The organism is Streptomyces sp. NPDC023481, assembly GCF_055560195.1.
Genome location: NZ_JBVHJE010000003.1, coordinates 19,749 through 45,106, shown reverse-complemented (window position 1 = coordinate 45,106; position 25,358 = coordinate 19,749). Strand labels below are relative to the sequence as shown.

18 protein-coding genes are annotated in these 25,358 nt (G+C 73.7%); 12 read left to right on the top strand and 6 right to left on the bottom strand.

Annotated features, from left to right (window positions below):
- Positions 1–382 precede the first annotated feature (382 nt).
- Positions 383–1,570 (top strand): beta-ketoacyl-[acyl-carrier-protein] synthase family protein, encoded by a 1,188-nt coding sequence (locus ACZ3ZD_RS07690; RefSeq protein WP_467394640.1) that lies wholly within the window; start codon positions 383–385, stop codon positions 1,568–1,570.
- Between the two features lie 45 nt (positions 1,571–1,615).
- On the opposite strand, the gene ACZ3ZD_RS07685 is transcribed toward ACZ3ZD_RS07690, so the two are convergent.
- On the bottom strand, positions 1,616–3,778 hold the full coding sequence (locus ACZ3ZD_RS07685; RefSeq protein WP_467394638.1) for an ATP-binding SpoIIE family protein phosphatase: 2,163 nt from the start codon (positions 3,776–3,778) through the stop codon (positions 1,616–1,618).
- Between the two features lie 204 nt (positions 3,779–3,982).
- The gene (locus ACZ3ZD_RS07680; protein ID WP_467394636.1) at positions 3,983–4,135 is read right to left on the bottom strand and encodes a hypothetical protein; all 153 of its coding nucleotides are present in this window, start codon (positions 4,133–4,135) and stop codon (positions 3,983–3,985) included.
- Positions 4,136–4,604: 469 nt separating this feature from the next.
- Here ACZ3ZD_RS07680 and ACZ3ZD_RS07675 point away from each other — a divergent pair, with 469 nt between their 5' ends.
- The gene (locus ACZ3ZD_RS07675; protein WP_467394635.1) at positions 4,605–4,913 is read left to right on the top strand and encodes a hypothetical protein; all 309 of its coding nucleotides are present in this window, start codon (positions 4,605–4,607) and stop codon (positions 4,911–4,913) included.
- 28 nt (positions 4,914–4,941) lie between these two features.
- Positions 4,942–5,511 (top strand): GNAT family N-acetyltransferase, encoded by a 570-nt coding sequence (locus ACZ3ZD_RS07670; protein ID WP_467394633.1) that lies wholly within the window; start codon positions 4,942–4,944, stop codon positions 5,509–5,511.
- 33 nt (positions 5,512–5,544) lie between these two features.
- On the opposite strand, the gene ACZ3ZD_RS07665 is transcribed toward ACZ3ZD_RS07670, so the two are convergent.
- The 4 genes from ACZ3ZD_RS07665 to ACZ3ZD_RS07650 form a co-directional block, all read right to left on the bottom strand.
- Positions 5,545–6,903 carry a vWA domain-containing protein gene (locus ACZ3ZD_RS07665; protein WP_467394631.1) on the bottom strand — a complete coding sequence of 453 codons (1,359 nt, stop codon included), beginning with the start codon at positions 6,901–6,903 and terminating at the stop codon, positions 5,545–5,547.
- A gap of 83 nt (positions 6,904–6,986) precedes the next feature.
- The gene (locus tag ACZ3ZD_RS07660) at positions 6,987–8,258 is read right to left on the bottom strand and encodes an AAA family ATPase (protein WP_467394629.1); all 1,272 of its coding nucleotides are present in this window, start codon (positions 8,256–8,258) and stop codon (positions 6,987–6,989) included.
- A 116-nt stretch (positions 8,259–8,374) separates the two neighbouring features.
- The gene (locus ACZ3ZD_RS07655) at positions 8,375–9,835 is read right to left on the bottom strand and encodes a hypothetical protein (protein ID WP_467394627.1); all 1,461 of its coding nucleotides are present in this window, start codon (positions 9,833–9,835) and stop codon (positions 8,375–8,377) included.
- Positions 9,836–10,012: 177 nt separating this feature from the next.
- Positions 10,013–11,116 carry a PAS domain-containing protein gene (locus ACZ3ZD_RS07650; protein WP_467394626.1) on the bottom strand — a complete coding sequence of 368 codons (1,104 nt, stop codon included), beginning with the start codon at positions 11,114–11,116 and terminating at the stop codon, positions 10,013–10,015.
- Between the two features lie 268 nt (positions 11,117–11,384).
- On the opposite strand from ACZ3ZD_RS07650, the gene ACZ3ZD_RS07645 reads away from it, so the two are divergent.
- From ACZ3ZD_RS07645 to asnB, 9 genes are all read left to right on the top strand, one after another.
- On the top strand, positions 11,385–12,758 hold the full coding sequence (locus tag ACZ3ZD_RS07645) for an ATP-grasp domain-containing protein (RefSeq protein WP_467394624.1): 1,374 nt from the start codon (positions 11,385–11,387) through the stop codon (positions 12,756–12,758).
- Positions 12,755–14,767, top strand: a complete 2,013-nt coding sequence (locus ACZ3ZD_RS07640) for a PEP/pyruvate-binding domain-containing protein (protein WP_467394622.1) — start codon at positions 12,755–12,757, stop codon at positions 14,765–14,767. Before ACZ3ZD_RS07645 ends, ACZ3ZD_RS07640 begins: the two co-directional genes overlap by 4 nt.
- Positions 14,768–14,775: 8 nt before the next feature.
- Positions 14,776–16,110, top strand: a complete 1,335-nt coding sequence (locus tag ACZ3ZD_RS07635) for an MFS transporter (RefSeq protein ID WP_467394620.1) — start codon at positions 14,776–14,778, stop codon at positions 16,108–16,110.
- Between the two features lie 303 nt (positions 16,111–16,413).
- Positions 16,414–17,895: a sugar transferase gene (locus ACZ3ZD_RS07630; RefSeq protein ID WP_467394618.1), complete on the top strand. Its 1,482-nt coding sequence runs from the start codon at positions 16,414–16,416 to the stop codon at positions 17,893–17,895.
- A 73-nt stretch (positions 17,896–17,968) separates the two neighbouring features.
- Positions 17,969–19,285 carry a nucleotide sugar dehydrogenase gene (locus ACZ3ZD_RS07625; RefSeq protein WP_467394616.1) on the top strand — a complete coding sequence of 439 codons (1,317 nt, stop codon included), beginning with the start codon at positions 17,969–17,971 and terminating at the stop codon, positions 19,283–19,285.
- Positions 19,275–20,558: a glycosyltransferase family 4 protein gene (locus ACZ3ZD_RS07620; protein WP_467394615.1), complete on the top strand. Its 1,284-nt coding sequence runs from the start codon at positions 19,275–19,277 to the stop codon at positions 20,556–20,558. The genes ACZ3ZD_RS07625 and ACZ3ZD_RS07620 overlap by 11 nt, the downstream gene beginning before the upstream one ends.
- Positions 20,548–21,900, top strand: a complete 1,353-nt coding sequence (locus ACZ3ZD_RS07615) for a Wzz/FepE/Etk N-terminal domain-containing protein (protein ID WP_467394613.1) — start codon at positions 20,548–20,550, stop codon at positions 21,898–21,900. The genes ACZ3ZD_RS07620 and ACZ3ZD_RS07615 overlap by 11 nt, the downstream gene beginning before the upstream one ends.
- A complete protein-coding gene (locus ACZ3ZD_RS07610; protein ID WP_467394611.1) occupies positions 21,900–23,417 on the top strand; it encodes a Wzz/FepE/Etk N-terminal domain-containing protein in 1,518 nt (505 codons plus the stop codon). The genes ACZ3ZD_RS07615 and ACZ3ZD_RS07610 overlap by 1 nt, the downstream gene beginning before the upstream one ends.
- Before the next feature lie 3 nt (positions 23,418–23,420).
- The gene (asnB, locus tag ACZ3ZD_RS07605) at positions 23,421–25,355 is read left to right on the top strand and encodes an asparagine synthase (glutamine-hydrolyzing) (protein ID WP_467394609.1); all 1,935 of its coding nucleotides are present in this window, start codon (positions 23,421–23,423) and stop codon (positions 25,353–25,355) included.
- Positions 25,356–25,358 lie beyond the last annotated feature (3 nt).

Sequence of the window (25,358 nt, the reverse complement as noted above, 5' to 3'; positions counted from 1 at the left end):
CACGCGCGGGGGTGGCCGACACCGGCACGCGCTCTACCCGGTGGAGGCCTGGCCGTCGCGGCCGGCGGGAGCGGTGACACACGCCGGGTCCCCGTACGAGCCGGGGGCCCGGTCCGGCGGGCTGACGGACCGGCAGATCCGAGAGCGGCCCGGGCTGTCGGCCCGTGCGGTCGGCACCCGCCAGGACCCGGCTGTCCTGGCGTGAGCCGACGCCGGGTCAGGTAGCGGCCCCAGGGGCCCCGGTGCAGCGGTGTGTGCCGTGTCACGCATTCCGGACCGGCCTAAGTTGTCTGCATCACAGCGGAAATGTCCCTTTAGCGTCCATGCTCGAAGCGCCGCATTCGCGACATTTCCCCTGTTCCCCCTGCGAAGGTGCCCCACCATGGCCGCTTACCTGTGTCCTCCTGCCGTCATCCACGGCAGGCACCCCGTGCAGACCAGCCAGATCGTGGCGGAGGTGCGCGACCGCCACCCCGGTGCCGCGTGGGCGCCGCGGATCGACCACATCGCGGCCAGTACGGGCATCCAGACCCGCGGGTGGATGCTGCCGCTGGAGACCGCCGTCACACCCGGCGACGGCGGCGCCCTGCGCGCCGTCGGCGTCGAACCGGCCCAACAGGCCCTGGCCGACGAGGGGTTCACGCAGCAGGACGTGGACCGCGTGATCGCCGCCCTGGAGTCCGTGCCCGCGCCGCAGACCGTCCAGGAGCGCACCGCGCCGGCCTGGGAGGCCGTGCAGTCCTACGGGGAGCAGGCGGCGCGCGGCGCCCTGCAGATCGCCGGGCTGGACGTCGCGGACGTGGACTGTCTGATCACCAGTCACTCCACCACCCCGGCGCTGCCGGGCCTGGACATATCCCTGGCCAACAAGCTGCCGCTGCGCGAGGACGCGATGCTGCTGCCGGCCACGCAGTGGGCCTGCATCGCGGGGACCCGCTCCCTGGCGCTGGCGGCCGATCTCGTGGCCGCGGATCCCGACCGGGTGGTCCTGGTCGTCATCGCGGAGGCGCTGAGCACCACCTACCAGCCCGCGGACGACACCCTCGAGTCCCTGATCGTCCGGTTGCTGTTCGCGGACACCGCGGTCGCCGCGGTGGTCACCGGCCGCCCGAGGCCCGAGTCGGTGCTGCGCCTGGACGGCGCCTGGCACCACACCCTGCCCGGCACCCAGGACCTGCACCGCCTGGAGACGCGGGCGGACGGCACCCACTTCGTGATGGACCGGCGCGGGCCGCGCGCCGTACAGGAGACGGTCGCCGCGATGTGGGAGTGGCTGCGCATCCGCCACCAGGACTCCCCCGACGCCTGGCACCCCGACGTGCTGCTCGCGCACCCCGGCGGGACGCGGGTGCTGGAGTACATGGAGCAGACGATGCCGGACACCTGGCCGTCGGGTCTGCTGGACTTCAGCCGGGACAGCTACACCAGCGGCAACCGAGGCGGCGCCGCCGTGTTCGACATCCTGCGGCGGGCGCACGACGCCGGGCGGCAGAAGCCGGGCGACCGCGCCGTCCTGTACGCGGCGGCACCGGGGCTGACCGCCACCGCCCTGGAAGGGGAGTGGCTGTAGGCCCTTCCCCGCGGATCCTGCCGGTCCTCCCGGTGCGGGGCCGCGTCACCCCGCGACCTCGGCCCAGATCACCTTGCCGGTGTCCGTCCACCGGACCCCCCACCGGGTGGTGAGCCGGTGCACGACGTGCAGGCCGCGGCCACTGTCGTCGAACGGGCCGCCGCGCCTGAGCCGCGGCCTGCCGTTGCCGGTGTCGCCGACCTCGCACAGCAGGCCGTGACCGGTCCTGATCAGCCGTACCGTGACGGGGCCGGTGGCGAACCGGACCGCGTTCGTGACCAGCTCGCTGACCAGTACCAGCACGGTGTGCCGGGTGTCGTCCCTGGTGTGCCACTGCCCGAGCAGCTCGGCGACGTGCGCGCGGGCCCGGGCGGGGGCGTCGTCGCGGGCGGGCAGCCGCCAGGTCGCGGTGTCCTCCCTGCGGTAGCCGGTCATCCGCGCGAGCAGCAGGGTCACGTCGTCGCGCTGGCGCGCGGGCGACAGCGCGGAGACGACGTGCCGTGCGGCCTGCTGCAGGGTGTCCCAGGGGTGCACCGTGGACACGGCGTCCGCCAGCCTGGCGATGCCCTCGTCGATCGGCACCGCCGGATCCTCCACCAGGCCGTCGGTGTAGAGGGCGAGCAGGGAACCCGGGGGCGCGTCGAAGGTGTGCACGTCGAACGGCTCCCGCAGCGCGAACTCGGCGCCCAGTCCGGGGTGGGGGCGGACCTCGAGCGGGCCCACGTGCCCGTCCGGGGAGACCAGGACCGGCGGGAGGTGGCCGGCGCTGGACAGGGTCACGTGGTGGCCGACCGGGTCGTACAGGGCGATGCAGCAGGTCGAGCCGAGGGCGCTGTAGCCGGCCGTCAGCCCGGTCTCCGCGTCGTCCAGCAGCGACACGGTGTCGTCCAGGTGCTCCAGGACCTCGTCGGGCGCGAGCCCCGCGGACAGCAGTGCGCGGGCCTCCATGCTCAGCTGGCCCATGGTGGCCGCGGCTCCCAAGCCGTGCCCGACGACGTCGCCGACCACCAGCGCGGTACGGCCGTCCGGCAGCGGGAAGCTGTTCACCCAGTCGCCGCCGACGCCCGCGCTGTCGGGGGTGGCGGGCTGGTAGACGCTGGCGATCTCGACGGTGCCGCCGCCGGTCCGGGGCAGGAGCCGGCGCTGCAGGGCCAGCACCTGGGTGTGCTCGCGCTGGTGCTGACGTGCCAGGTCGACGTGGTGGGCGGTCCTGGCCACCAGTTCCTGCAGGTCGAACAGCTCGCTGTCGCGGAACGGGCAGTCCGCCCGCCGCCAGACCTCCGCCACGCCCAGGACGACGGGCGGCGCGCTGTCCAGGACCAGCGGGACGCACGCCACACCGGCCGACCGGTCGCCGGGGACGAGGGCACGCACCACGCGCGGGCTGCCCAGTACCCGCTCGACCGCCTCCCGGTCGGGTATGACGATGGTCTGCGGGACGTCGTCCCGGAGCACCGCCTGCGCCAGCAGTCGACTCGCGTCACCGGGAAGATCGTCGCCGGGCGTCACATAGCCCTCGGGCCAGGCGCGGTCCGGCACCAGGGCCGCCCGCCGCAGCCGGATGCGCCCCTTCGCCTGCCCGGTGACGCCCTCGCCCGTCCACACGGCGAAGTCGAGGTCGACGGCGGCCACGTCTCCCCAGGCCAGCAGGGACTCCGCCAGCGACTGCGCGGTCTCGCCGATGTCCAGCGAGGTGCCGATCGCGGTCTCGGCGGCGTAGAGGTGCAGCCGCCGGGCCATCGCGATCACGGAGACGGTCAGGGCCTCCCCGGGTTCGGCGGCGGGCAGGATGCTCATGGAGACCACCAGCTCGGAGCCGTCGCGGCGGCGCAGCCGCTGGATCCGGGCGACGTGGGCCTCCTTGGTGTCCAGGACCTGCCGCAGCCGCCGGGTGACCGTCGGCACGTCCCCGGGCGGCAGCAGATCGACGAACGGTCTGCCGACCCTGGCGTCCAGACCGGCGAACACGGGGGCGTCCACGTTGCAGCGGGTGATGACCAGGTCCCGGTCCAGGTTGACCGCGCCGAGGATCTGTTCCTGCCGCCCCGCCGCCGGGTCGCCGGGCACCCGCGGGCGGCTGCCGCCGTCACCCTCGGCGTCGGCAGAATTGTGGTCCCCGGTCGCTCCATCGCGCGGGATGTACCGCCCCAGGGCGCCACTGACCAGGTCGAACGCCGAGGGGGACGAGGGGGAGGGGGTGGAGTCCATGCGGCTCTCCCAGCAATCCCCGGCCCGTTGCCGGGGCCGTACTCGGACCTCCCCTCATTCAATAACAGCGGGGGTCTCTTCGCCCACCATCCGGTGGGCCGGGACGAGCACGGGGAGTGAGGGAAGCGCCACGCCCGAACACCGAGGGGGCGGCCGCGGGGGCCGCCCCCTCGGGTGACCGGTGCTCGGGCGGGGTCACGTCTCCTACGCCGACCGGCGGTCGCGCAGCTTGCCGAGGAGTCGCTGGGCCTGGGCCCGTCGGCGTGGATCGGACGCGGTACGGCGTACCTGCTCGATCGTGCGCCGGCCCTGGGGACTGCGCGCGTACTCCTTGAGCCGCTGGAAAACGCCTGCCATGACACTCCTCTCGCCAGGGGTGCCCCGCTCCTGTCGGGCCCCGCGAGGTCCGACTACCCGGTGACGGCCGGTCCAGCCTCTTTCGGCCGAGGGTGGCCTGCCCCGGGCGCGCCGCCGCTTGCAGACGTACCGAAGCTTCGGCCGGCACCGGGGCGCGCTGCCTGGAGGAACGGAACGCGGGCGCCGGCGGACGCTGAAACGGTTGAAGCCTCACGTGGTCCGCCGCTACGGCCCAGGGCACCCCGCAGCAGGACACCGACCGTCCCGACCGTGCAACCACCGCCGTGTCCGAAGGCGGGCGCAGGCGTGTTGCGCCCGGCCGGACCGTCTGGTTCCTTCGACATCCGAACGCACGAGAGGCCGTTCAAGCCGGTAACTCGAGTCATGTGTACGCCTTGTGTAGGAGAGTCAGGGAGTGGAATCCGTGCAGAGTTGGATGAAATGGTCCGTGCGGGCGGCTGGTCTCGTCATGTCTTCGATCCTTCCCCTCACCCTCACGGAACCGGCGTTCGCGGCGCCGGTGTTCGCGGGATCGGAGGATCCCGGGCCGGCGCCCGCCTGCGTCGCCATGTACGAGAGCTGGCGGTACACCGACGCCGCCAGCGACTGCGCCTACCCGGTCGGCGTGCGGGTCGTCTACCGGGACGGCGCCACCGGCCTGTGCTACGCCCTCGCGCCGGGTGCTTCCCGCACGGTCGGCGAGGGGTACCTCGGGGAACACGGTCACCCCGACCACCTCGCCCTCTGCGAGGCCGCCGACACTACGCTGGCCCGGTGACGCACTGGCAGCACACGGGGAGGTCCGAATGACCGCTGTCTCGCACGATGTCCACGCACCGCTCGCCACCGACCGGTTGATCCTGCGGCTCTTCAGCACTGACGACATCGAGGACCGGTACGCCTATCAACGCCTCCCGGAGGTGGCCCGTTTCCTGTACCGGCCGCCGCTCACGCGCGAGGACTGCGCCGAGTCCATCGCCGCGCGGGCGGGTGGGACCCCGTGGACGGCCGACGGCGACGTGCTGATGCTGGCCGTGTGCCGGGCGGAGGAGCCCGAGGTCGTCATCGGCGAGGTGGTCCTCAAGCTCGCGAGTGCCCACGCCCGGCAGGCGGAGATCGGCTGGTCCCTCAACCCGCGGTACGCGGGCCGCGGTTACGCCACCGAAGCGGCGCGCGCCCTCGCTTCGCTGGCCTTCGGCCGGCTGGGCGTCCACCGGGTCTTCGCCCGGCTCGACGTGCTCAACACCGCCTCGGTGCGCGTCTGCGAGCGTCTCGGCATGCGCCGGGAAGCGCATCTGGTCGACAACGACCTCGACGGCGACCGCTGGGGCAGTGAGTACGTGTACGCGCTGCTCGACCGCGAGTGGAAGGGCTGAGCCCCGCCAGGCCGGCCAGGGGGCGTCGCGGGTTCAGCCGATGGTGACGACCCGTGCCCACGGCGGCGGGGTGTCGGGGACGTAGTCGGGATCGTTCTCGTTCACGGCGTGCGAGGGGCGGGGGAAGAGTCCGACGACGGTACGGCAGGGCGGCTGCGCGGAGGGCCAGGGCGTCTGGCCGTCGGTGAGGGCGACGATCACGTCCGGGCGGGGCCGGGAGCGCAGCGCGCGCACGAAGCCGGAGCGCAGATCGGTCCCGCCGCCGCCGAGCAGTTCGATGTTCTCGGCGCGGCACAGCGGTACGGCGACCCCGGCCGCCGCGTCGCAGGAGATCACCGAGACGAGGTCGCGCCGCCCGCCGACGGCCCGCGAGATCGCCGCGACCTCCAGCAGGGCGCTGCCCAGTTCGGCGTCGCTGACCGACCCGGAGGTGTCGATCACGACGCAGACGCGGGGCGGGGTGCGGCGCAGGCTCGGCAGCAGGACACCGGGGAGGCCGGCCGAGCGCCGGGAGGGGCGGCGGTAGCTGTGGTTCCCGCCCGTGCCCGGCGCGGCGGCCGCCGAACGGACGGCCGCGCCCAGCAACTGCCGCCACGGTTGCGGCGGGTGGAACGCCTCGTCCGCCCAGCGGCGCCATCCCTCCGGTGCCTCGCCCGGCCGGCCCTTGATGCCCTCGGCGACCCGGAAGCGGACCGCGTCCCGCTGCTGCCTGCTCAACCCGTGGGCGCCGTCGGGGCCCAGCTCCCACGGCCGGGGGTGCCCGTCGGCACCGCTGCCGCAGTCCAGCCAGGCCAGTTCGGCGGCGATCCCGGACAGGGAGGCCGTCCGCAGGTACTCCTCCATCAACAGGTTCTCGGGCAGCCGCAGCAGGGACGGCAGCACCGCTCCGGCGGGCCGGGGCAGGCCGTCACCGTAGATGTCGTCGTTGATCTCGAAGTCGGCGGCGATGTTGCGGCGCAGCCTCTCCCCGGCCCCGGCGCCCGGGGAACCCGTCCCCTCGCCCGACCCGTGCTGTCCGTGCTGTCCGTGCTGTCCGTGCTCGCGCGCGTACCGCTCGCCGCGTGCGTGGTGGTCCCGGAGCAGGTGGGAGACCTCGTGCACCCAGACGCCCGCCAGCTCCTCCACCGGGGTGCGCGCGACGAAGCCGGGTGAGACGTAGCAGCGCCAGTGGGCGTCCACCGCCATCGTCGGCACCGAGCGGTCCGCCACGACGTGCAGCGCGAAGAGGGCGGCGGCCAGGTAGGGGCGTACCTTCACCGCGTGCAGTCGGGCGGCCAGCAACTTCTCCGTGTCCAGGGGGAGTTCGGGCCGGTCGTCGTACGGCCCACCGGTGCCGGCCGGCGGCCCGGGTACGGCAGCCCGCACCGGGCGCGGTGGGGCAGGCGGGGCCATAGGGTGCGGCAGCGGCGTCGAGCGCGGTGGGGCAGGCGGGGCCATGGGGTGCGGCAGCGGGACGGGGCGCTTGTCCGCCCCCGTCATCGGCGCGTCCCCGTCGTACGGCCGGCCTCCGCCGTGGCCCGGCCCACCGAGCGGTCCGCGCGGCGGGCGAGGCCGACCACGCCGGCCAGCCACTCCACGGTCTCCGGCACGGGCCAGTCGTCGCGCCGCAGCGCGGCCAGTGTGGTCGCCGGGGCGACGAGCAGGTCCGGGGTGCCGGTCTCCAGCGCCCGGGCCAGCACCTTCCAGGCGGCCTCCCAGCGTTCCCGCTCCGGTCGTGCGCCGACGGCGGCCACCACCGCCTCCAGCGCCGCCTGCCGCAGGTCGCCGCGTTCCGGCAGCTCGGCGGCGGGCGGCTCGGCCAGCAGCGCCTCGGGGTCCGGCAGGTCCATCCGGTCCAGGTGGGCGAGGAGTTCGAGCCCCGGTCCGTCGCCGACCGCGCCCCGCACCAGCAGCGCGAGCACGTCCCGGGAGACGGCGGCCGCCGTGCCGAAGGCCAGCAGGGTCAACGCGGCGTCCCAGCTGCGGGGCGACGGCCAGGCACCGCCGCGCCGCGTCTCGGTGCTCGGCAGCCGGTGGATCAGGGTGGGGCGGGCCTGGAGGAAGGCGCAGACGGCGCGCCGGGCGTACGCCACCGCCTCGGTCAGCCGTTCCGGCTCCAGCCGGGGAAGCTCCGCCCGGGGCCAGACCCCGCCCAGTCCGCGGACCACCACGTCCTGGTCGTGCACCCAGTACAGGTGGACGAACCGGTTGGCCAGCGGCGGGCTCAGCTCCCACCCGTCCGCGGCCGAGGCGCGCGGGTTGGCGGCGGCCACGATCCGTACACCGGGGGGCAGTTGCAGGGCACCGACCTTCCGCTCCAGGACGACCCGGAGCAGTGCGGCCTGGACGGCCGGGGTGGCGGTGGAGAGTTCGTCCAGGAAGAGCAGGCCCTTCCCGGCCCGTACCAGCTCGACGGCCCACTGCGGCGGGGCCATCGGCACACCCCGCACCGCCGGATCGTCGCCGACGATGGGCAGTCCGGAGAAGTCGGACGGCTCGTGGACGCTGGCGATCACGGTCGTCAGCGGCAGGTCGAGGGTGGCGGCGAGCTGGGTGAGGGCCGCGGTCTTGCCGATGCCCGGTTCGCCCCAGAGCAGCACCGGCAGGTCGGCGGCGACGGCCAGGGTGAGCGCTTCGAGTTGCTCGTCGGGGCGCGGCTCGGTGGTGGTCGTCCGCAGCAACCGCAAGAGGTCGTCGGCGAGGGAAAGTTGGGGGTCATGCATGGGGGCGGGCGCGGGGGCGGGCAGGAGGGTGCTGGAGGAGGTCATGGGTCTCACCTGGGGTGGGTTCGGGCGTACGGGGCAGCCCGGCTTCGAACCTGGCGGTGCCGTACGGAAGTCGGGTGGAAGCCGGGTGGAAAGTCGGGTGGAGGTCGGACGGGAGGTCAGCGCGTCTGGCCGGCGCGTGGGCGGCCCCGGCTGGTGCGTTTGCGGCGCAGGTCGTCGGGCACACGGCGATCGAGCCGGGGACGATGACCCGTGTCCGGTGCGGCCTCGGCGGCGGGGTGCTCGGTGACCAGCCCCGAGCGGAAGAGCCCGTGGTCGACACGGCGGGCGGCGGCCGACTCCAGTTCCCGCCGGAGCGGCCCGTCGGGCAGGACGGCGTCGGGGCCGAGCAGCCCCTCCACCACGGCCAGCGCCCCGGCGATGTCCCCGTGAAGCAGCCGCTCCCGGACCGCGGGCAGCGCCTCCGGGTCGCGGTGGACCGCGTCGATCGCCCGCACGCAGGGCAGCGCGGGACCGCCGAGCGCCACCAGCAGTTCCTCGCGCCGGAGTTCGGACGGATCGTGGTCGACGGCGGTGAGCACCCCGTCCCGCAGCGCGATCCGGTGGGTCTCGCCCCGGCACTCGACCCGGTGCGGATCACCGGGGGCGGGCGTGGGTACGGCCGCCCGTGCCAAACCCGGCTCCGTCAGTGCGGCGGCGACGAGCGGATGCAGCCGGTCGGCCGTGACGAGCCCGGCCCGCAGCAGTTCCAGGTCCGGAGGGATCCGGGCCGCTGCCTCGGGGAGCACCGGAAGCGCCGCGACCTGCTGCGACGGCAGCGTCCCTCGCAGGGGCCGGAAGGCCGGGGCGTGGCTGTCGTCGGGGGCGACGAGTTCGAGGACGGCCCGGCTGCGCGCGCCGAGCCGCACGGTGAAGGCGCCGCGTGGCCGTCCCTCGGCCCGCAACAGCAGCTCGGCTTCGGCGGCCCACCGGGCTACCGCCCACGAGGAGTTGTCCCCGACGGGCCGGTCCGAGAGACCCGGAAGGTACGGAAGGCCCGGTGGCAGGGTGCCGCCGGTTCCGTGACCCGGTGTCGTGGCCGCTCCGCAGCGCCGGGCGAGATCGCCGCTGCGTCCGGCGTCCCAGAGGTGCCGGTGCAGGTCGAGCCGGAAACGGCGGTCGGGATGGGGGTGCGGGTGGAGCCGGCAGGCGCCGGTCGCGGACCCCTCCCACAGCGCCAACGACAACCGCTGGCCGGCGTCGGCCCAGGTCGGCGGTGTGCGCACCACCAGCTGTAGCGGTGGGTCGCCCGGGCCGCCGTAGCGGGCCAGGCAGAGGGTGAGGCCGGGCCGGAGGCGTCCGTCGGGCGCGGTGCGGGGCAGGTGCCAGCGGAGCAGATCGGGTGCCAGCCGGCGCAGGTCCGTACGGAGTCGGCGGGTGACCTCGGTGCCGTGGCGGTCGCGCACGGCACGCAGATCGAGGTCGATGTCGACCCGGGCGGCGGCGCAGGCCCCCGACCAGTCACCGACGGCACGCCGGGCGGTCGCGGTATCGATCACGGACGGTGGCACGGCGTACTCACGTACGCGCTGCCACATCAACAGGCGGGACGGGACGTCGTTCGCGAAGTGATGTGCCATCAGCACTCACCTTGCACGAACGATTCCCCCAATCCGCACGAGGAGAAGGTCTTCATCCCGCGCATCATAGCCACACCCTCGCGGGGCTGTCGTCTGCCTTTTCCGTGCCCTCGCCACCCATGGCCGGTGCCGTCCACACCCGTCGGCATCCGTCGGCATCCGTCGCAATCCGTCGGCTCAGACGGGGCTGAGCGGATGTGCCGCCGTGGCGGACCGGGGCGGCCAGGCCTGCGGGGCGAGGATGCCGAGCACATAGGCGCGGGCGACCAGCGCGGGGCGAGTGGCGGCGCCCAGGAGGTCGCGCAGGCGGCTGAGGTGGTAGTCGACCGTCTGCCGTGACAGGTGCAGCGTCGCCGCGATGCCCGCGTTGCTCCGCCCGGCGGCCAGCAGCGCGAGGATGCGCACCTGGGTGGCGGTGAGCGGCGGCTGTGCCTCCTGGCGCGGTCCGACGTGTGTCATGACGGCCCACACCCCGGACACGCGCCGGGTGGCACCGGGTACCGCGCTGAGGTGGACCCGCACGCGGCGCAGCCCGCTGTCCGCGTCGACGAGGACAGCGGCGGTACGGGCGCTCCTGCGCCGGCCGCCTATGAGGTCGTCCCAGATCCGGTGCAGGGTGCCGCGTTCGGGTGTCCGGGCGAGGAGGCGGTCGGCGGGCAGCCCGATGAGTTCGGGCAGGCGGATGCGCAGGAGGTCCGCGACGGCGGTGCCGGCCTCCCCGACCCGTCCGTCCGCGGACAGGCGGACGCAGAGCAGGCCGCTGTGGTCGCGCAGGGTCCGCAGGTCCTCCTCGGCGCGCCGGCGTTGTTCCAGCGCCCGGACGGAGTCGGTGACGTCGACGTAGATACCGGCCACGCAGCGGCGCCCCGCCCAGCGGACGGGGAAGCGGTATCCCGCGGCCTGTCCGCCGGAGCCGTCGGGGCGCCGGTAGGCGAGGGTGTGCCGGACGGGTCCGCCGCCGGCCAGGACCTCCTGGTCCAGGGCGAGGAACCGGGTGACGTCGTCGGGTTCGTCCACGTCGGCGAGGTGGCGGCCGATGACGGCGTCGCGCGTGGTGCCGTACAGATGGGCGTACGCGTGGTTGGCCCACAGGTAGCGGCCGGTCGCGTCGCGTACGAAGGCCGCGGCCGGGGTGAGGTCGGCGAACGCGGCGTACGGGTTCTCCTCCGGTGGGCCGCTCACCTCGACCGCCACTCCCCTGCCGGCGCGCCGGCCGCCGCCGGCGTGGCGGGCAGGCCGGTCGACGTCCACGGTGCGGCCCTCGAAATCGGCCTCGTCCACGGCCCAACTCCTTCAATTGTCCACCATGTCACGGTGAGTGACTCCTCATGCGTATCCCGTAGCGCACCGGTCATGCGCGGTCGCGGTCTACGGCATTTGCCTGAACGCCTCGCCGACTTCCGCGCGGTTCAGGTGAGTTGGGGCTGGTTCGCTGGAAGGAGAGGGCGGCGCGGCGGACTCGTACCGGCAGCGCGTCGCCGGGCGCCGCAGCCGTTCCGGGCGCGGCCCGTGCCCGGGATTCGGGACGAACCAAGGGAGTGGGGTTTCGGTGAGCAAGGTGCTGTACGTGCATGCCAAGGGCGGGCCCCCGGCGGGGCATGCCCTGAGCCGGGTGGCCGCCAGGTCCGAGGTGCACCTGCTGGCACTCAGCGAGCTGCCCGCCGGTGTGGCGGCCGAGGCCGAGGCGCTGTGCGACTCGGTCGTCACCCGCGCCGCCGCGGAGGAGCGCGACCTGGTCGAGCTGATCACCGCGCGGGCCCGGGAGGTGGGCGCGGACGCGGTCGTCGCCTTCTCGGAGTACGCGGTGGTGGCGGTCGCCGAGGCGTCCCGGCGGCTCGGGCTGCGCGGTGCCGGGCCCACCGCCGCGCTCGCCCGGGACAAGCGGCTGATGCGTGCGGCCTGGGAGCGCCGGGGGCTGCCGCAGCCCCGGTTCCGCTCGGTCGGCACCGCCGCGGAACTGGAGCGCGCGGCGGAGGAGTTGACGTTTCCGCTGCTGCTGAAGGCCGCGTGGAGCGCCGGTTCCACCGCCCACCAGATCATCGGGACGCCCGGGGACCTGCGTGCCGCCTGGCAGCGGTCGCGCGCGGTGATGGCGGAGTCGGCGCTGCTCGGGTTCGCGGAACTCCATGTGGCCGGTGCCGGTGAGGACTTCATCGTGGAGGAGATCGTCAGCGGGTGCGCCGGGGACTGGTTCGACGGTTCCGGCTGGGGCGACTACGTCAGTGTCGAGGGCGTGGTGGCCGACGGCGTCTTCCGCCCGGTGTGTGTGAGCGGGCGCATGCCCACCGTGGCGCCGTTCACCGAGCGCGCCGGCATCACCCCGGCGGCCCTCGGGGCTGCGGCGCAGGCCGGGATCGTGGACCTGGCCCGGCGGGCCGTGGACGCCCTGGGGCTGGAGAACTGCGGTACGCACACGGAGATCAAGCTGGGCGCGCAGGGCCGTATGTGGGTGATCGAGACGGCCGCGCGGTTCGGCGGCGCGATGACGGTGCCGCAGATCGAGCAGGTCTTCGGGCTCGACCTGGTCGGCATGTTCACCGATCAGCTGCTCGGCCGCTCTCCCGCCTGGCCGGTACGGGCGTTGACCCCGGACGACGCCGACGGTGCGGCCGGGTCCCTGGTGGTGCTCGCCGTGAACCGGGACGGCTCGCCGTGGACCCGCCGGCACCGGTGGGACTCCGCCGCGGTCGTCCGCTCGGCGCCGATCAGCCCGGGCAGCACGCTGTCCGTCGTCGCCGAGACGTGCCTGCCGGACGGCTCACCCGTGCCGGAGTACGACCCCGCCGCCGGCGCCAACACCATGGCGGGGGTGTGTCTGCTGTCGGCCGACCGGGCGCAGACGGTCGTGGACGACTTCGCGGCGGTGGTGGACGCCCTGCCGCGGATCCTGCCGACGGACGTCACCGAGGCGGTGCGGGCATGACCGGCACAGCGCACCAGCCGGCCGTGGCCGGCACCGCGGCCGACCGCACGGCCGTCGGCGCCAACCTGACGCTGCCGCTGTTCCGCGCGCTGTCCGGGGTGCTGGCCGGGCACCCGTACCTCAAGGTGGTCGTGGACCGCGCCCAGCGCACCTGGCACCTGCTCGACACCCGGGTGCACCCCTTCCACGTCGACTACGTCGCGACCCGCGTGCTCGGCATGACGCTGGACGAACTCGACGCCGACCTCGACGCGTTCAACGCCTCGGTGTACATGGACCCCGAACGCCGTTTCCTGCTGGGCGTGTTGTCGCTGCACACCGAGGAGGAGGCCGGCGGCTCCGAGCGGCCCTTCCTCGTCCTGGAGACCACCGAGGCGGACACCATGCCCGGGCCGCTGCTGGAGGAGTTCTACCACTATGTGCGCGGCCGGGTGGACGGCCGTCTGCCGCTGCTGCTGAAGCCCGCCAACCACGGTCAGGAGCAGGAACTGGCCGCGATCGGCGAGGCACGGGTGCCGCGCGTCCTCAGCCACGAACTCTTCGGCAACCGGATGCGCACCTGCCTCAACCCCGGGGAGGCCGAGGGACGGCTGCGCTACTTCCGCACCGCCGCCGAGTACCAGAGCGCCGCGGCGGACCTCGGCTGGCAGGACATCGTCGCCATGCCCCGGCTGCCCGACGACGTGCCCCGCACGGCCGGGTTCATCAACACCGCACCCACCACGCCGCTTTCGCACACCAACGTGCTGGCCGCCGGCTGGGGCATCCCGAACGCGATCGTCCGCGACCTCGACGCCGTCGTCCGGCGCGACGGCCTCGACGGCGCGTGGGTGCGCTACCGGGTGCGCGAGGACGCCGTCACCCTGGAACGGCTGCCCGGCGCCCCGGAGGTGGAACGACCCGCCTGGCACCGGCAGCGCGTCCGCATCGAGACGCCGCTGCTGCACGAGGTCCCGATCCTGGCGCTGCACCGGCTGCGCCGCACCGACCGGGACCGCTACGGCACCAAGGCGGCCAACCTGGGGGAACTGCACCACGTCCTGGACAGCCGTACCGCGGACCTGACGAGGTTCTACGCCCGCCCGCGTCCGCCCCGGCCCGATCTTCTCGGCCACCTCGCCGCCCGGCTGGGCGAGCCGGGGGCGTCGCCGGAGCGGCTGCGCGCCGCGGCGGCGGAGCGCCTGGCGGAGACGGTCCGCGCGCCCCGGGGGGTGGCGCTGCCGTTCCGGCTGCACCATCTGTTCCTCACCTCCTCCCCAGCGCTGCAACAGGGCATCGGCAGGCTGAAGATGGCGCTGGAACTCGACGCGCTGGACGTGGTCGACTCGCTGTCGCTGCACCTGCAGCGGCTGACGTGCGGTACACCGATGCCCGAGGAGGTGGCGCGGGCGATCACCGCCTCCGTGGCGGAGCTCACCGCGGACGGACGGCGCCTGGTGGTGCGCTCCTCGTCCAACGCCGAGGACCTGCCCGGCTTCTCCGCCGCGGGGATCTACGACTCCGTCACCACGGTGCGCGGCACGGACCAGCTCATGGACGCGGTACGGCAGGTGTGGGCGTCGCTGCTGTCGCCGCGCAGCGTGCGGCTGCGACACCAGGCCGGGATCCCCCTGGACGACACCTACATGGGTGTGATCGTCCAGGAGTACACGCCCGCCGATCTGGGGGGTGTGCTGGTGACCTGTGATCCGACCCGGCCGGAGGACTTCCGCAACGTGTACCTCAACTGCACCCCCGGCTCGCCCGAGCGGGTGGTCGACGGCACGGTCCTGCCGCAGCAGTACCTCTACAACACCGTGGAGGGTGGCGGCCGCACGGTCGACCTCGGCTCGGCGCGCGCGGACCTCCCGGTGGGGACCCGCGCCGCGCTGGCCCATCTGGCGCTGGCGGGGCGGCTGTTGCAGTCCCACTTCGGCGCGGCCGACCGCGACGACGCCCTGGACATCGAGTGGCTCATGACCGCGGAGGGGGCCTTCCACCTGGTGCAGGTCCGCCCCTACGCCCGGTGAGGCGCCGTATGCCCCTCCTGCGCGCCTCCTCCCCCGGGCCGGCGCCGTCCCCGCCCGCGCGCCGGATCATCCGCCTGAACAACGGGTTCCAGCTGCTGTTCAACCTGCTGTGGTGGATGCCCGTGTTCTACGCCTACCAGCGTGACGCGGGCCTGTCCGACGGCCAGATCTTCGGCATCCAGAGCATCTACTACATCGCCTTCTGCCTGTTCGAGATACCCACCGGGATCGTCGCGGACCGGATCGGTGCCCGCAACTGCCTGCGCGCGGGAGCGGTGGTCATGACGGCGGCGAACCTGCTGCCGGCGCTGACACCGACGTACACCGGTTTCCTCGCGCACTTCCTCGCCATCGCGGCCGGGCGGTCCCTGACCTCGGGTGCGGCGAGCGCCTATCTCTACGACGGGCTGCGCGCGGAGCGGGCGGACGCCCACTATCTGAGGGCCGAGGGCACGGCACGTGCCCTCGGGCTCGCCGCCAAGGTGGTCTGCTGGCCGCTCGTGGGGCCGCTGATGACACTCGCGCCGCAGACGCCGTACGTGCTGAGCGCGGCGAGCGCGGCCGGTTCCCTCGGCTGCGCGCTCGCCCTCCCCCGGCTCGCCGGGGCGGACAGCGGGCCGCGCCCACCGGCGCGAACCGGCGGAGCCTTCCTGCGGGACACCGGCGCCGCGCTGCGTGCCCTGCGGTCCTCGCCGTGGCTGGCGCTGCTCATGGTCCAGGGCGTCGCCGTGTTCACGCTGTCGCGGATCTGCCAGGTCAACCTGTTCCAGCCGGTGCTGCTGGAGCACGGCATCGGGGAGGACGCGCACGGCGGGGTGCTGGCGGCGATGACGGTCGCCGAGGCGGTGGCGTCGGCCCGCCCGCAGTGGCTGAGCCGCCGACTGCCGCCGGTCGCCTGGGTGTCCCTGCTGAGCGTGGCGCTCGCCGCGACGCTGGCGGGCACCGCGATGGGCGGGCCGTGGACGGTGGTCGCCCTGCTGTGCGCCTTCTCCGCGATCACCGGGTTCGTGTATCCGGTGCAGCGCAAGCTGGTCAACGACGCGATCCCGGCGCACGCGCCGCGTGCCACGCTGCTGTCGGTGGAGAGCATCGTGGACCGTGCCGTGTGCGCGTTGGCCGCGGTGGCGGCGGGCGCCTACCTGGCGGCGGGCCGGCTGGACGCACTGCTGTGGCACAGCGCCGCGATCACCTGTGTCCTGATGCCGGTCCTCCACCTGGCACTGCACCGGGTCCGGGACAAGCGGCCGTCCATTCCCCGTTTTCCCGGCCCGGCTCTACCCGCCCCGGCTATCCGGGATACCGCTTGTTTCCGGCCAGACGTTCGAAATACGCCTCGGGAATAGAACAGGCCATCGCCCGGGGGCGCACAGATGCGCGGAGGTGGCGTGCGTTCTGTGGATCAAGTCCCCAACCATGAGCACAAATTACACACGCCCTCTCTCCATACCGGCCCCGATGGTCTAGATTGACCGTGCTTCAGCTGTTCGGAGATCAGACGCGCATTAATGGGATGATCATTTTCCATGCGCCAGGGGGGCGGGGGCCTACCGAGGGGAGCACAGCGCGAAGCGGGAGGCGGGGGCCTCCCGAGGGGAGCAAACAGTGTTGGGCGAACACGTCGAATCACTGGGAACCTGGGGGGTTCTGTGCGGCAAGGGGGACTTGTCAGCTCGTTTCCGTCGGCGCGCGGGCGTCTGGAGAACGGGGCGATCAGCCGGCCCGCGATCGAATGGGAACAGCGGTACCGACGTACCGTGATCATCAGCGATACCGTGGCCACCGCTTTCGTGGTGGCGGCGATCGGCAACTTCTTCGGGGCCCGCGACGCGGCCAACTGGCACGAGAAGTGGGGAATTCTCGCATTCGGCACCGAACTCCTGGTGCTGGGGGCACTCGGGGTCAGTCGATCGTGGGCCCCGGCCGTACTCGGCCAGGGCGCGGAGGAATTCCGGCGGCTCGGCCGCTCACTGTTCACGGCGACCGTCGTACTGGCGCTCGGCGGAATCGCCCTGACCTCGCGCAACATCAAACTCTGGATCTTCGTCGCGATACCCGCGATCGCGCTCGTCACCATGACCGCGCGGTATCTGCTGCGCATCTGGCTGCACCGGCAGCGCAAGGACGGCCGGTGTCTGAGGCCGGTGCTCGCCGCCGGCAGCCCCGCCACCGTGGGCGACCTGATCGCCCGGACCCGCAAGTTCCCGCACCTCGGCTGGCGGGTGGAGGCGGTGTGCACGACGGACGGCCTCGGGCTCGACGGCGACCAGCAGCTGGACGGAGTGCCGGTCGTCGGCCGACTCGCGGACGTCGCCAAGCACGTACGCCACGACGGCTACCGCGTCGTCGCGGTCACACCGGACCCGCACTGGACCCCGGACCGGCTGCAACGGCTGGCCTGGAACCTCGAAGGCAGCGAAGCCGAGATGGTCGTGGCCCCCGTGCTGATGGAGGTGGCCGGCCCCCGGCTGCACGTCGACGCGGTGCTCGGCATACCGCTGCTGCGGGTCAGCATGCCGGCCTTCACCGGGGGCCGCCGGGCGGTCAAGGGCGTGGTCGACCGGATGGGCGCGGCGCTCCTGCTGGTGCTGTTCGCGCCGCTGATGGTGCTCGTCGGACTGCTCGTGCTGGTGGACAGCCGGGGTGGGGCGTTCTACCGCCAGCGAAGAGTCGGCAAAGACGGCCGCGAGTTCACCATCCTCAAGTTCCGCACCATGGTCTCCGGGGCCGACCGGGCACGTGCCGAACTGGCCGACCGCAACGAGGGCGCCGGCCCGCTGTTCAAACTCCGCCGGGACCCGCGCGTGACCCGGGTGGGGGCCGTACTGCGCCGGTACTCGCTCGACGAGCTGCCGCAGCTCCTCAACGTGCTCACCGGATCGATGTCGCTCGTCGGCCCGCGGCCCCCGCTGCCGGAGGAGTGCGCCTCCTACGGCCCGGACATCCGGCGGCGGCTGCTGGTCAAGCCCGGGCTCACCGGTCTGTGGCAGATCAGCGGACGCAGCGACCTGTCGTGGGAGGAGGCGGTGCGGCTGGACCTGCGCTACGTGGAGGACTGGTCGCTCGCCCTGGACTCAGTGATCTTGTGGAAGACGCTGCGTGCGGTGCTCCACGGGCAGGGCGCCTACTGATGCGCGGGGGCCGTCGTCCGGCCCGCCGTGCGAACCGCAGGCCAGGAGGCCTGCCTGGGGGGAGGAACCAGTCATGAGGGTCAGCGTTTTCGGGCTCGGCTACGTGGGCTGCGTGTCTGCCGCGTGCCTGGCCGGCATGGGTCACGAGGTCATCGGGGTCGACGTGAACCAGGTGAAGGTCGACCTGGTCAACGACGGCAAGGCCCCGGTGGTCGAGGAGCGGATCGGCGAGCTGATCGCCGAGGTCGTGCGGACCGGGGCCTTGAGGGCCACCGGCGACGTCCGCGAGGCCGTCCTGGGCAGCGAGGTGTCCCTGGTCTGCGTGGGCACGCCGTCGGAGCCCAACGGCAGCCTGTGCACCACCTATCTGGAACGGGTCACCGAGCAGATCGGTGCCGCGCTCGCCGAACGGGGCGGGCGGCACACCGTCGTCTTCCGCAGCACCATGCTGCCCGGCACCTGCCTGAACCTGCTCGTCCCGATCCTGGAGAAGTACGTCGGCGGTACGGCCGGGGTGGACATCGGGATCGCGGTCAACCCGGAGTTCCTGCGCGAGGGCACGAGCGTGCGGGACTTCTTCGACCCGCCCAAGACCGTCATCGGCGAACTGGACCCGGCCAGTGGCGACGTGGTGGCGGCGCTCTACGACGGCCTGCCCGGCGAGGTGTTCCGGGTGCCGGTCCCCACGGCCGAGGCGATCAAGTACGCGGACAACGCGTTCCACGGCCTCAAGATCGGCTTCGCGAACGAGCTGGGCGCGGTGTGCCAGGCGCTCGGCGTCGACTCGCACCAGGTGATGGACGTGTTCCTGGCCGACCGCAAGCTGAACATCAGCCCCGCCTACCTGCGGCCCGGCTTCGCCTTCGGCGGCTCCTGCCTGCCCAAGGACCTGCGCAGCCTGGTCCACGCGGCCCGGCGAGCCGACGTGTCGGTGCCCATCCTCGCCCATGTGCTGCCCTCCAACTCCGACCATCTGCAACGCGCGGTGGAGCTGGTCGAGCGCACCGGCAAGCGCCGGGTGGGCCTGTTCGGGCTGTCGTTCAAGCCCGGCACCGACGACCTGCGCGAGAGCCCGCTCGTCGAGCTGGCGGAAAGACTCTTCGGCAAGGGGTACGACCTGAAGATCCACGACGCCAACGTCAGCCTCTCCCGGCTGCTCGGCGCGAACCGCGAGTACATCGAGACCCGGCTGCCGCACCTCGCGCAGCTGCTCGCGGAATCCGTCGAGGAAGTACTCGAACACGCCGAGGTGTGCCTGGTCGGAACCAGGGACCCGGCCGTGCTCTCGGCACTCCCCCACGGCGACGGTCCGGTGATCGTCGACCTCGTCCGCCTCCCCGACGCCGAGGCGCGCCGGGCCGAACCGAGGTACATGGGCCTTGCCTGGTGACACGACCAGCGGCGACCGGCCGGTCCGGCGCGCGCTGATCCTGGTGGAGAACCTGTCGGTGCCCTTCGACCGGCGGGTGTGGCAGGAGTGCACGACCCTGCGCGACGCGGGCTGGGAGGTCCACGTCGTCTGCCCCCGCGGGACGAAGCGGGACACGGAGCCGGAGGCGGTGATCGACGGGGTGCGGATCCACCGCTACCCGTTGCGCGCGGCCACCGGAGGTCCGGCCGGCTACCTGAGGGAGTACGGATCGGCGCTGTGGCACACGGTCCGGCTGGCCCGGAAGGTCGGCCCGGTCGACGTGGTCCACGCCTGCAACCCGCCCGACCTGCTGTTCCTGCCGGCCCTGTGGCTCAAGCGACGCGGGGCGCGGTTCGTCTTCGACCAACACGACCTGGTGCCCGAGCTGTACCTCTCCCGGTTCGGCCGCGGCGAGGACCTGCTCTACCGCGCCGTACGCGCCCTGGAACGGCTGACCTACCGGGCCGCGGACATCGTGCTCGCCACGAACGAGAGCTACCGGGACATCGCCGTACACCGGGGTGGGCGGCGGCCGGAGGACGTGTTCGTGGTGCGGAGCGCCCCCGACACCGACCGCTTCCATCCCGTGCCGCCGGAGCCGGAGTTGAAGCGCGGCAAGCCCCATCTGCTGTGCTACCTGGGGGTGATGGGTCCCCAGGACGGGGTCGACTACGCCCTGCGGGCCCTGGCCAGGCTGCGCGACGCGTTCGGACGGACCGACTGGCACGCGGTGTTCGTCGGCGCCGGCGACACCTTCGACGAGATGGTGCGGCTGTCCCGGCACCTCGGGCTAGCCGACCAGGTGGAGTTCACCGGGCGCATCCCGGACGACGACCTGGTGCGCTACCTGTCCACCGCGGACGTGTGCCTCTCCCCCGACCCGCGCAATCCGCTCAACGACGTGTCGACCATGAACAAGGTCCTGGAGTACATGGTGATGGGCCGGCCGATCGTCTCGTTCGACCTGAAGGAGGCGCGCGTCTCCGCCGGTGACGCCGCCGTCTACGCGCCCGCGAACGACGAGTCCGAGTTCGCGAAGCTCGTCGCGCTGCTGCTGGACGACCCGGAGAGGCGGGCCCGGATGGGCGGGATCGGCCGGGAGCGGGTCGGCGGCCCGCTGTCCTGGCGGAACTCGCAGGCGGCACTGCTCGCCGCGTACGCCGCCGCCTGCCGTGACGACTCCCCGGCGCCGGCGGGCCACCCGCACGAGGCAGGGAAAAGGCAAGGAAGAGGCAGCGCAGTTGAGCGATGACACCATACGCCTGGTCACGATCGGGCGGATCCTCCGCCGGCGCTGGCGGCTTCTCCTCCTCCTCACCCTGGTGGGCGCGCTCGCCGGGTACGGCGCCTCGCTGCTGTTCCCGCCGCGGTACACGACGTCGGCGTCGGTGCTGCTGCCGGGGGCGTGGGAGGAGCGCGAGCTGCTGACCCAGACGGAGATCGCGGACAGTTCGGTGGTGCTCGACCGCGCGGCCGCGGGGCTCGGCTGGGCCGGGGTCGACGGCCGGGAGCTGCGGGATCGGGTCAGCGCCCAGGCCGCCGACGGGAACATCATCAAGATCTCGGGTACGGCCGGCACCCCGCAGCGGGCCCAGCAACTCTCCGACCAGGTGGCCCGGCAGTTCGTCGCGTTCGCCACGCAGATCGTCGGCGACGACACCGACACCGAGGCGGCGGCCCAGCTCGAGGAACTGCGGCAGACGGTGACGCAGACCAGCCGCCGCATCACCGAGCTGGCCGACGCCGCCGACCCGGGGCAGACCGTGGAGAGCGTGCAGGCCCGAACCGACCTGGAGAAGCTGCGCACCACGCTGCAGGAGGCCATGAACAAGCTGGACCAGGCCGATCCGGCCGCCGCCAAGGCCCACATGGTCGTCATGGGACCGGCGCCCCGGCCGGCCGGCGAGGCACCGCCGACGCGGACGCAGCTCGTCGCCGGCGGAGCGCTGCTGTTCTTCCTGCTCGCATTCGTCGGCCACCTCACCGCCGCCCGGATGAGCCGCCGGCTGCGCACCGAACCGGAGATCGCGGCGGCACTGGGCTCGACGCTGCTGGGTACGGTCGACGTACCGGGTGGACGGCCGCGACGGCGTGGCCCGCGGGCCCGGTTCCGCCGGCTGCTGGGTGTCGACGTCCGGTGGGACGCGCCCGCCCCGCAGAGGTCCGACGAGGCCGGCCGGCGGATCCGCTACCGGCGGTTGTGCGCCCGCATCCGGGATCAACTGCCCGCTCCGCGGCGGCTGCTGGTCGTCGTACCGGACGGTGACGAGACCGCCCGGCGGGCCGCCGAGCAGCTCGTCGCCGAGGCCGGGAACGATCCGCTGCTGCGGGTGGCGGGGGTGTCGGTGTCCGAGCCGCTGGTGCCGGACCGCGAGCACGAGTCCGGTGTCCTGGTCGTGCTGAGCGCGGGCAGCTGGACCGCGGGAGAGCTCTCCGGTGTCGCCGAGGCGTGCGCGGACGCCAGGCACAAGGTCGTCGGTGTCGTCCTCGCCGGCACGGTCCGGGTCCGTGGGACGCGGCCCGCCGACCGGCCCCGGGAGGCCGCCGCGACGCCGCTCGCGGTCGGCGTCGACGCGCGGGGAGGTGCGAGGTGATGGCGCGTACGGCCGAGGAGCCGTCGTCCGCCGCTCCGCTGCTGGACCTTCAGGGGCTGGTGGTGGCGGTGCGCAGGCGGCGCCGTCTGTGGTGCTCCGCGGCGCTGCTGGGGCTGCTCGTCGGCGTGGCGGTGGCGCTCCTGCTGCCCCCGCGGCCGACCGCGGTGACCAAGGTGCTGGTCGCGCACCAGGAGGACCAGCCGAACGACCCCGGCACGCTGATCCGCACCGACGTGGCACTGCTGCACACCACCCGGATCGCGAGTGCCGCCCTGAAGTCCCTCGGATCCACGGCGCGACCGGAGGACTTCATGCAGGACTACGAGGGGCTCGGCCTGACCAACAACCTGATGCAGATCACCGCGATGGGCGGCAGCGAGGCGGAGGCGGTGGCCCGCGCCAGGGCCCTGGCCGACGCGTTCGTCACCGACCATGTGCAGCGGATGCGGCAGGCCGCGGACGCCGAGGCCAAGAGCCTGCTCGACCAGCGGGACCGGCTGCAGCACGAACTGGACCAGGTCAACCGGACGATCGGGGACGGGTCGCCGCAGGGCGGTCCGAAGGCGGCGGCGAACCTGGAGTCGCTCTTCGCCCGCCGGGCCGATCTCACCTCCCGGATAACGGACTTCACCCAGCGTGCCGCGGAGGCCCGCGTCGGCACGCCCCAACTCGTCGCCGGCACCCAGATCGTGGACGCCGCGCACGCGGTGCGGCACTCACTGGTCAAGTCCGCCGCGACCGACGCCGCGATCGGGCTGGTCCTCGGGCTGGTCCTCGGGCTCGCGGTGGCCGCGGTCGGCACGGTGGTGGCGGACCGCCCCGTGCTGCGCCGGGACATCGCGGCGAACCTCGGTGCCTCGGTCATCGCGGAGCTGCCGCGCCGGCCGGCCGGGCTCCGGCGGCGCCGGCGGACCCGGGTGGCGCGGGAACGGCTCGTCGTCTCTCTGGCCCGCACCGTGCGCGCCGCCGTGGAACCGGTGTCGCTGCTGGAACTGGGCTGTGCGCGCGCCACGAGCGCCCTCGCCCTGGACCTCGCCGGGGCGCTGGCGGCGCAGGGACCGGTGGTCGTCGTGGACGGTCTGCCCGGCGCGCGGCTCGCGCGCCGCCGTCCGAAGCCGTCGGACCCGGCCGTGGTCGGCGGCGAGCGTGCCGCGGCCCTGCCGCCCGGCGAACGCCCGCTGGGCGTCGGCTCGGTGGCACCCGGCACGGCCTGGACGGACCTGCGGTACCTCGGCACCCGGACCGTGCTCGTCGTGCGGGCCGGGCACGGCAGCGCCGCCTGGCTGCACACCGTGGCGCGGCAGCTCGCGGACCAGCGCATCGCGGTGATCGGGGTGGTGCTGATCGACCCCGATCCGCGGGACCGGACCGACGGCACGCTGTGGGAGGGGCCGTACACCGCGCTGCGCGGCCTGAACCCGGTGCCGGCCCAGCACAACGGGACGGGCCGGCACCGGACGGAGCGGCTGCCGGTGCGGTCGGCGCGGGTCCCGGACACCGACCAGGAGGCGCGGTAGGACATGTGTGGCATCGCAGGCACGTACCGGTGGCCGGACGGGAAGGCCGTCACCGACCGGCTCACCGACATCCTCGCCCACCGAGGTCCGGACGGGGCGGGCCGGTACAGCCACCCCGCCGGTGACGGCGAAGTGCACCTCGGGCACCGCCGGCTGGCCATCATCGACCTGTCCGGGACCGGCGCCCAGCCGATGGTCTCGGACGGCCTCGCCCTGACGTACAACGGCGAGCTGTACAACGCGCCCGAGCTGCGTGCGGAGCTGGCGGCCGCCGGGGTGCGCTTCCGCGGTACCTCCGACACCGAGGTGCTGCTGGAGGCCTGGCGGCGCTGGGGCACGGACTGTCTGCCCCGGCTGCGCGGCATGTTCGCGTTCGGGATATTCGACGAGCGCACGGGTGACCTGGTGCTCGCCCGCGACCAGCTCGGCATCAAGCCGCTGTTCCTGCTGCGGCGCGGCGAGGGCCTGGTGTTCGCCTCCGAGCTGAAGGCGCTCGCCGCGGTGACCGGCGGTTCGCTGGAGGTGGACCACGCGGCGCTGGTGGCGTCGCTGCTCTACTACTGGGTGCCGGACTCGCGGTGCGCGTTCCGCGAGGCGGAGAAACTGCCGCCGGGGAGCTGGCTGAGGTGCCGGGCCGACGGGCGGGTGGAGCGCGGCCGGTTCTGGCACCTGCGGGACGTCGCCGCCGAGGCCCAGGAGCGGGCCCGGAGCGGCGAACGGCCGGACATCGCCGCCGTGGTGGAGGAGTCGACCCGGCGCCATCTGCTCTCCGACGTGCCCGTGGCGGCCTTCCTGTCCGGCGGGCTGGACTCCAGCTACCTGACCGCGCTGGCGGCCCGCGACCGGCCCGGGATCTCCGCCTACACGATCGGGTTCCGCGCCGAGGACGCCCGGTTCGAGGCGATGCCGGACGACCTGCGCTATGCCCGGCGGGTGGCCGAGCGGTTCGGCGTCGACCTCCACGAGATCGAGATCGCCCCGGACGTGCTCGACCTGCTGCCGCGGATGACGTACCACCTGGACGAGCCGATCGGCGACCCCGCCGCGATCAACACGTTCCTGATCTGCTCGGCCGCCCGGGAGGCCGGGGTCAAGGTGATGCTCTCGGGGATGGGGGCCGACGAGCTGTTCGCCGGTTACCGCAAGCACCTGGCGAACCTGGTCGCGCTGCGCTACCAGCGGGTCCCGCGGCCCCTGCGGCGCGGGATGTCCGCGGCCGTGGACCGGCTGCCGGTGGCGACGAGCCGCCGGGGGTACCGGTCGGTGCGGTTCGCGAAGCGGTTCCTGTCCTTCGCCGATCTGCCGGAGGAGACCGCGTTCCGGCGCAGCTACACCATGTACGACCGGGGCGAGCTGCTCGCGCTGCTCGATCCGGACCTGGCCGGGACGGTCGAGGACGTGCTGACCGAGCACGCGGACACCTACCGGGACAACGCCCTGGACGACTTCGTCAACCGCATGTGCCTGACGGACGCCCGGATGTTCCTGCCGGGGCTGAACCTCGCCTACACGGACCGGTCGAGCATGGCCGCGTCGACCGAGGTGCGGGTGCCGTACGTGGACGTGGAGGTGGTCAAGGCGGCGTTCGCCGTGCCCGGCGAGCGCAAGATCGCCGGCCGGCAGGGCAAGGCCGTCCTGAAGGAGGCGGCCACCTCGGTGCTGCCCCGGGAGATCGTGTACCGGCCCAAGGGCCTGTTCAGCGCCCCGCTGCGGGCCTGGATGAGCCGGGATCTGGCGCCGCTGGTGCGCGAGGTGGTCAACGACGGCGAGCTGGTCCGTTCCGGTTTCCTGCGCCGTGACGCGCTGGCGCGGCTGGTCGCCGAGGACGCCGCCGGGCAGCGGGACTTCTCCAAGCATCTGTGGCATGTGCTGACCCTTGAGTACTGGTACCGCGGCGCGACCTCCGGAGCCGGCCGGCACTCTCCCTCGACGGTGTAGAGA

What these genes read in the sequence shown, in the direction of transcription:
- ACZ3ZD_RS07635 (WP_467394620.1), top strand. Translation starts at nt 14,776, where the DNA reads ATGCCCCTCCTGCGCGCCTCCTCCCCCGGGCCGGCGCCGTCCCCGCCC.
- ACZ3ZD_RS07610 (WP_467394611.1), top strand. Translation starts at nt 21,900, where the DNA reads ATGGCGCGTACGGCCGAGGAGCCGTCGTCCGCCGCTCCGCTGCTGGAC.
- ACZ3ZD_RS07665 (WP_467394631.1), bottom strand. Translation starts at nt 6,903, where the DNA reads ATGGCCCCGCCTGCCCCACCGCGCCCGGTGCGGGCTGCCGTACCCGGG.
- ACZ3ZD_RS07675 (WP_467394635.1), top strand. Translation starts at nt 4,605, where the DNA reads ATGTCTTCGATCCTTCCCCTCACCCTCACGGAACCGGCGTTCGCGGCG.
- ACZ3ZD_RS07625 (WP_467394616.1), top strand. Translation starts at nt 17,969, where the DNA reads ATGAGGGTCAGCGTTTTCGGGCTCGGCTACGTGGGCTGCGTGTCTGCC.
- ACZ3ZD_RS07655 (WP_467394627.1), bottom strand. Translation starts at nt 9,835, where the DNA reads ATGGCACATCACTTCGCGAACGACGTCCCGTCCCGCCTGTTGATGTGG.
- ACZ3ZD_RS07680 (WP_467394636.1), bottom strand. Translation starts at nt 4,135, where the DNA reads ATGGCAGGCGTTTTCCAGCGGCTCAAGGAGTACGCGCGCAGTCCCCAG.
- ACZ3ZD_RS07690 (WP_467394640.1), top strand. Translation starts at nt 383, where the DNA reads ATGGCCGCTTACCTGTGTCCTCCTGCCGTCATCCACGGCAGGCACCCC.
- ACZ3ZD_RS07670 (WP_467394633.1), top strand. Translation starts at nt 4,942, where the DNA reads ATGACCGCTGTCTCGCACGATGTCCACGCACCGCTCGCCACCGACCGG.
- ACZ3ZD_RS07640 (WP_467394622.1), top strand. Translation starts at nt 12,755, where the DNA reads ATGACCGGCACAGCGCACCAGCCGGCCGTGGCCGGCACCGCGGCCGAC.
- asnB (WP_467394609.1), top strand. Translation starts at nt 23,421, where the DNA reads ATGTGTGGCATCGCAGGCACGTACCGGTGGCCGGACGGGAAGGCCGTC.
- ACZ3ZD_RS07685 (WP_467394638.1), bottom strand. Translation starts at nt 3,778, where the DNA reads ATGGACTCCACCCCCTCCCCCTCGTCCCCCTCGGCGTTCGACCTGGTC.
- ACZ3ZD_RS07660 (WP_467394629.1), bottom strand. Translation starts at nt 8,258, where the DNA reads ATGACCTCCTCCAGCACCCTCCTGCCCGCCCCCGCGCCCGCCCCCATG.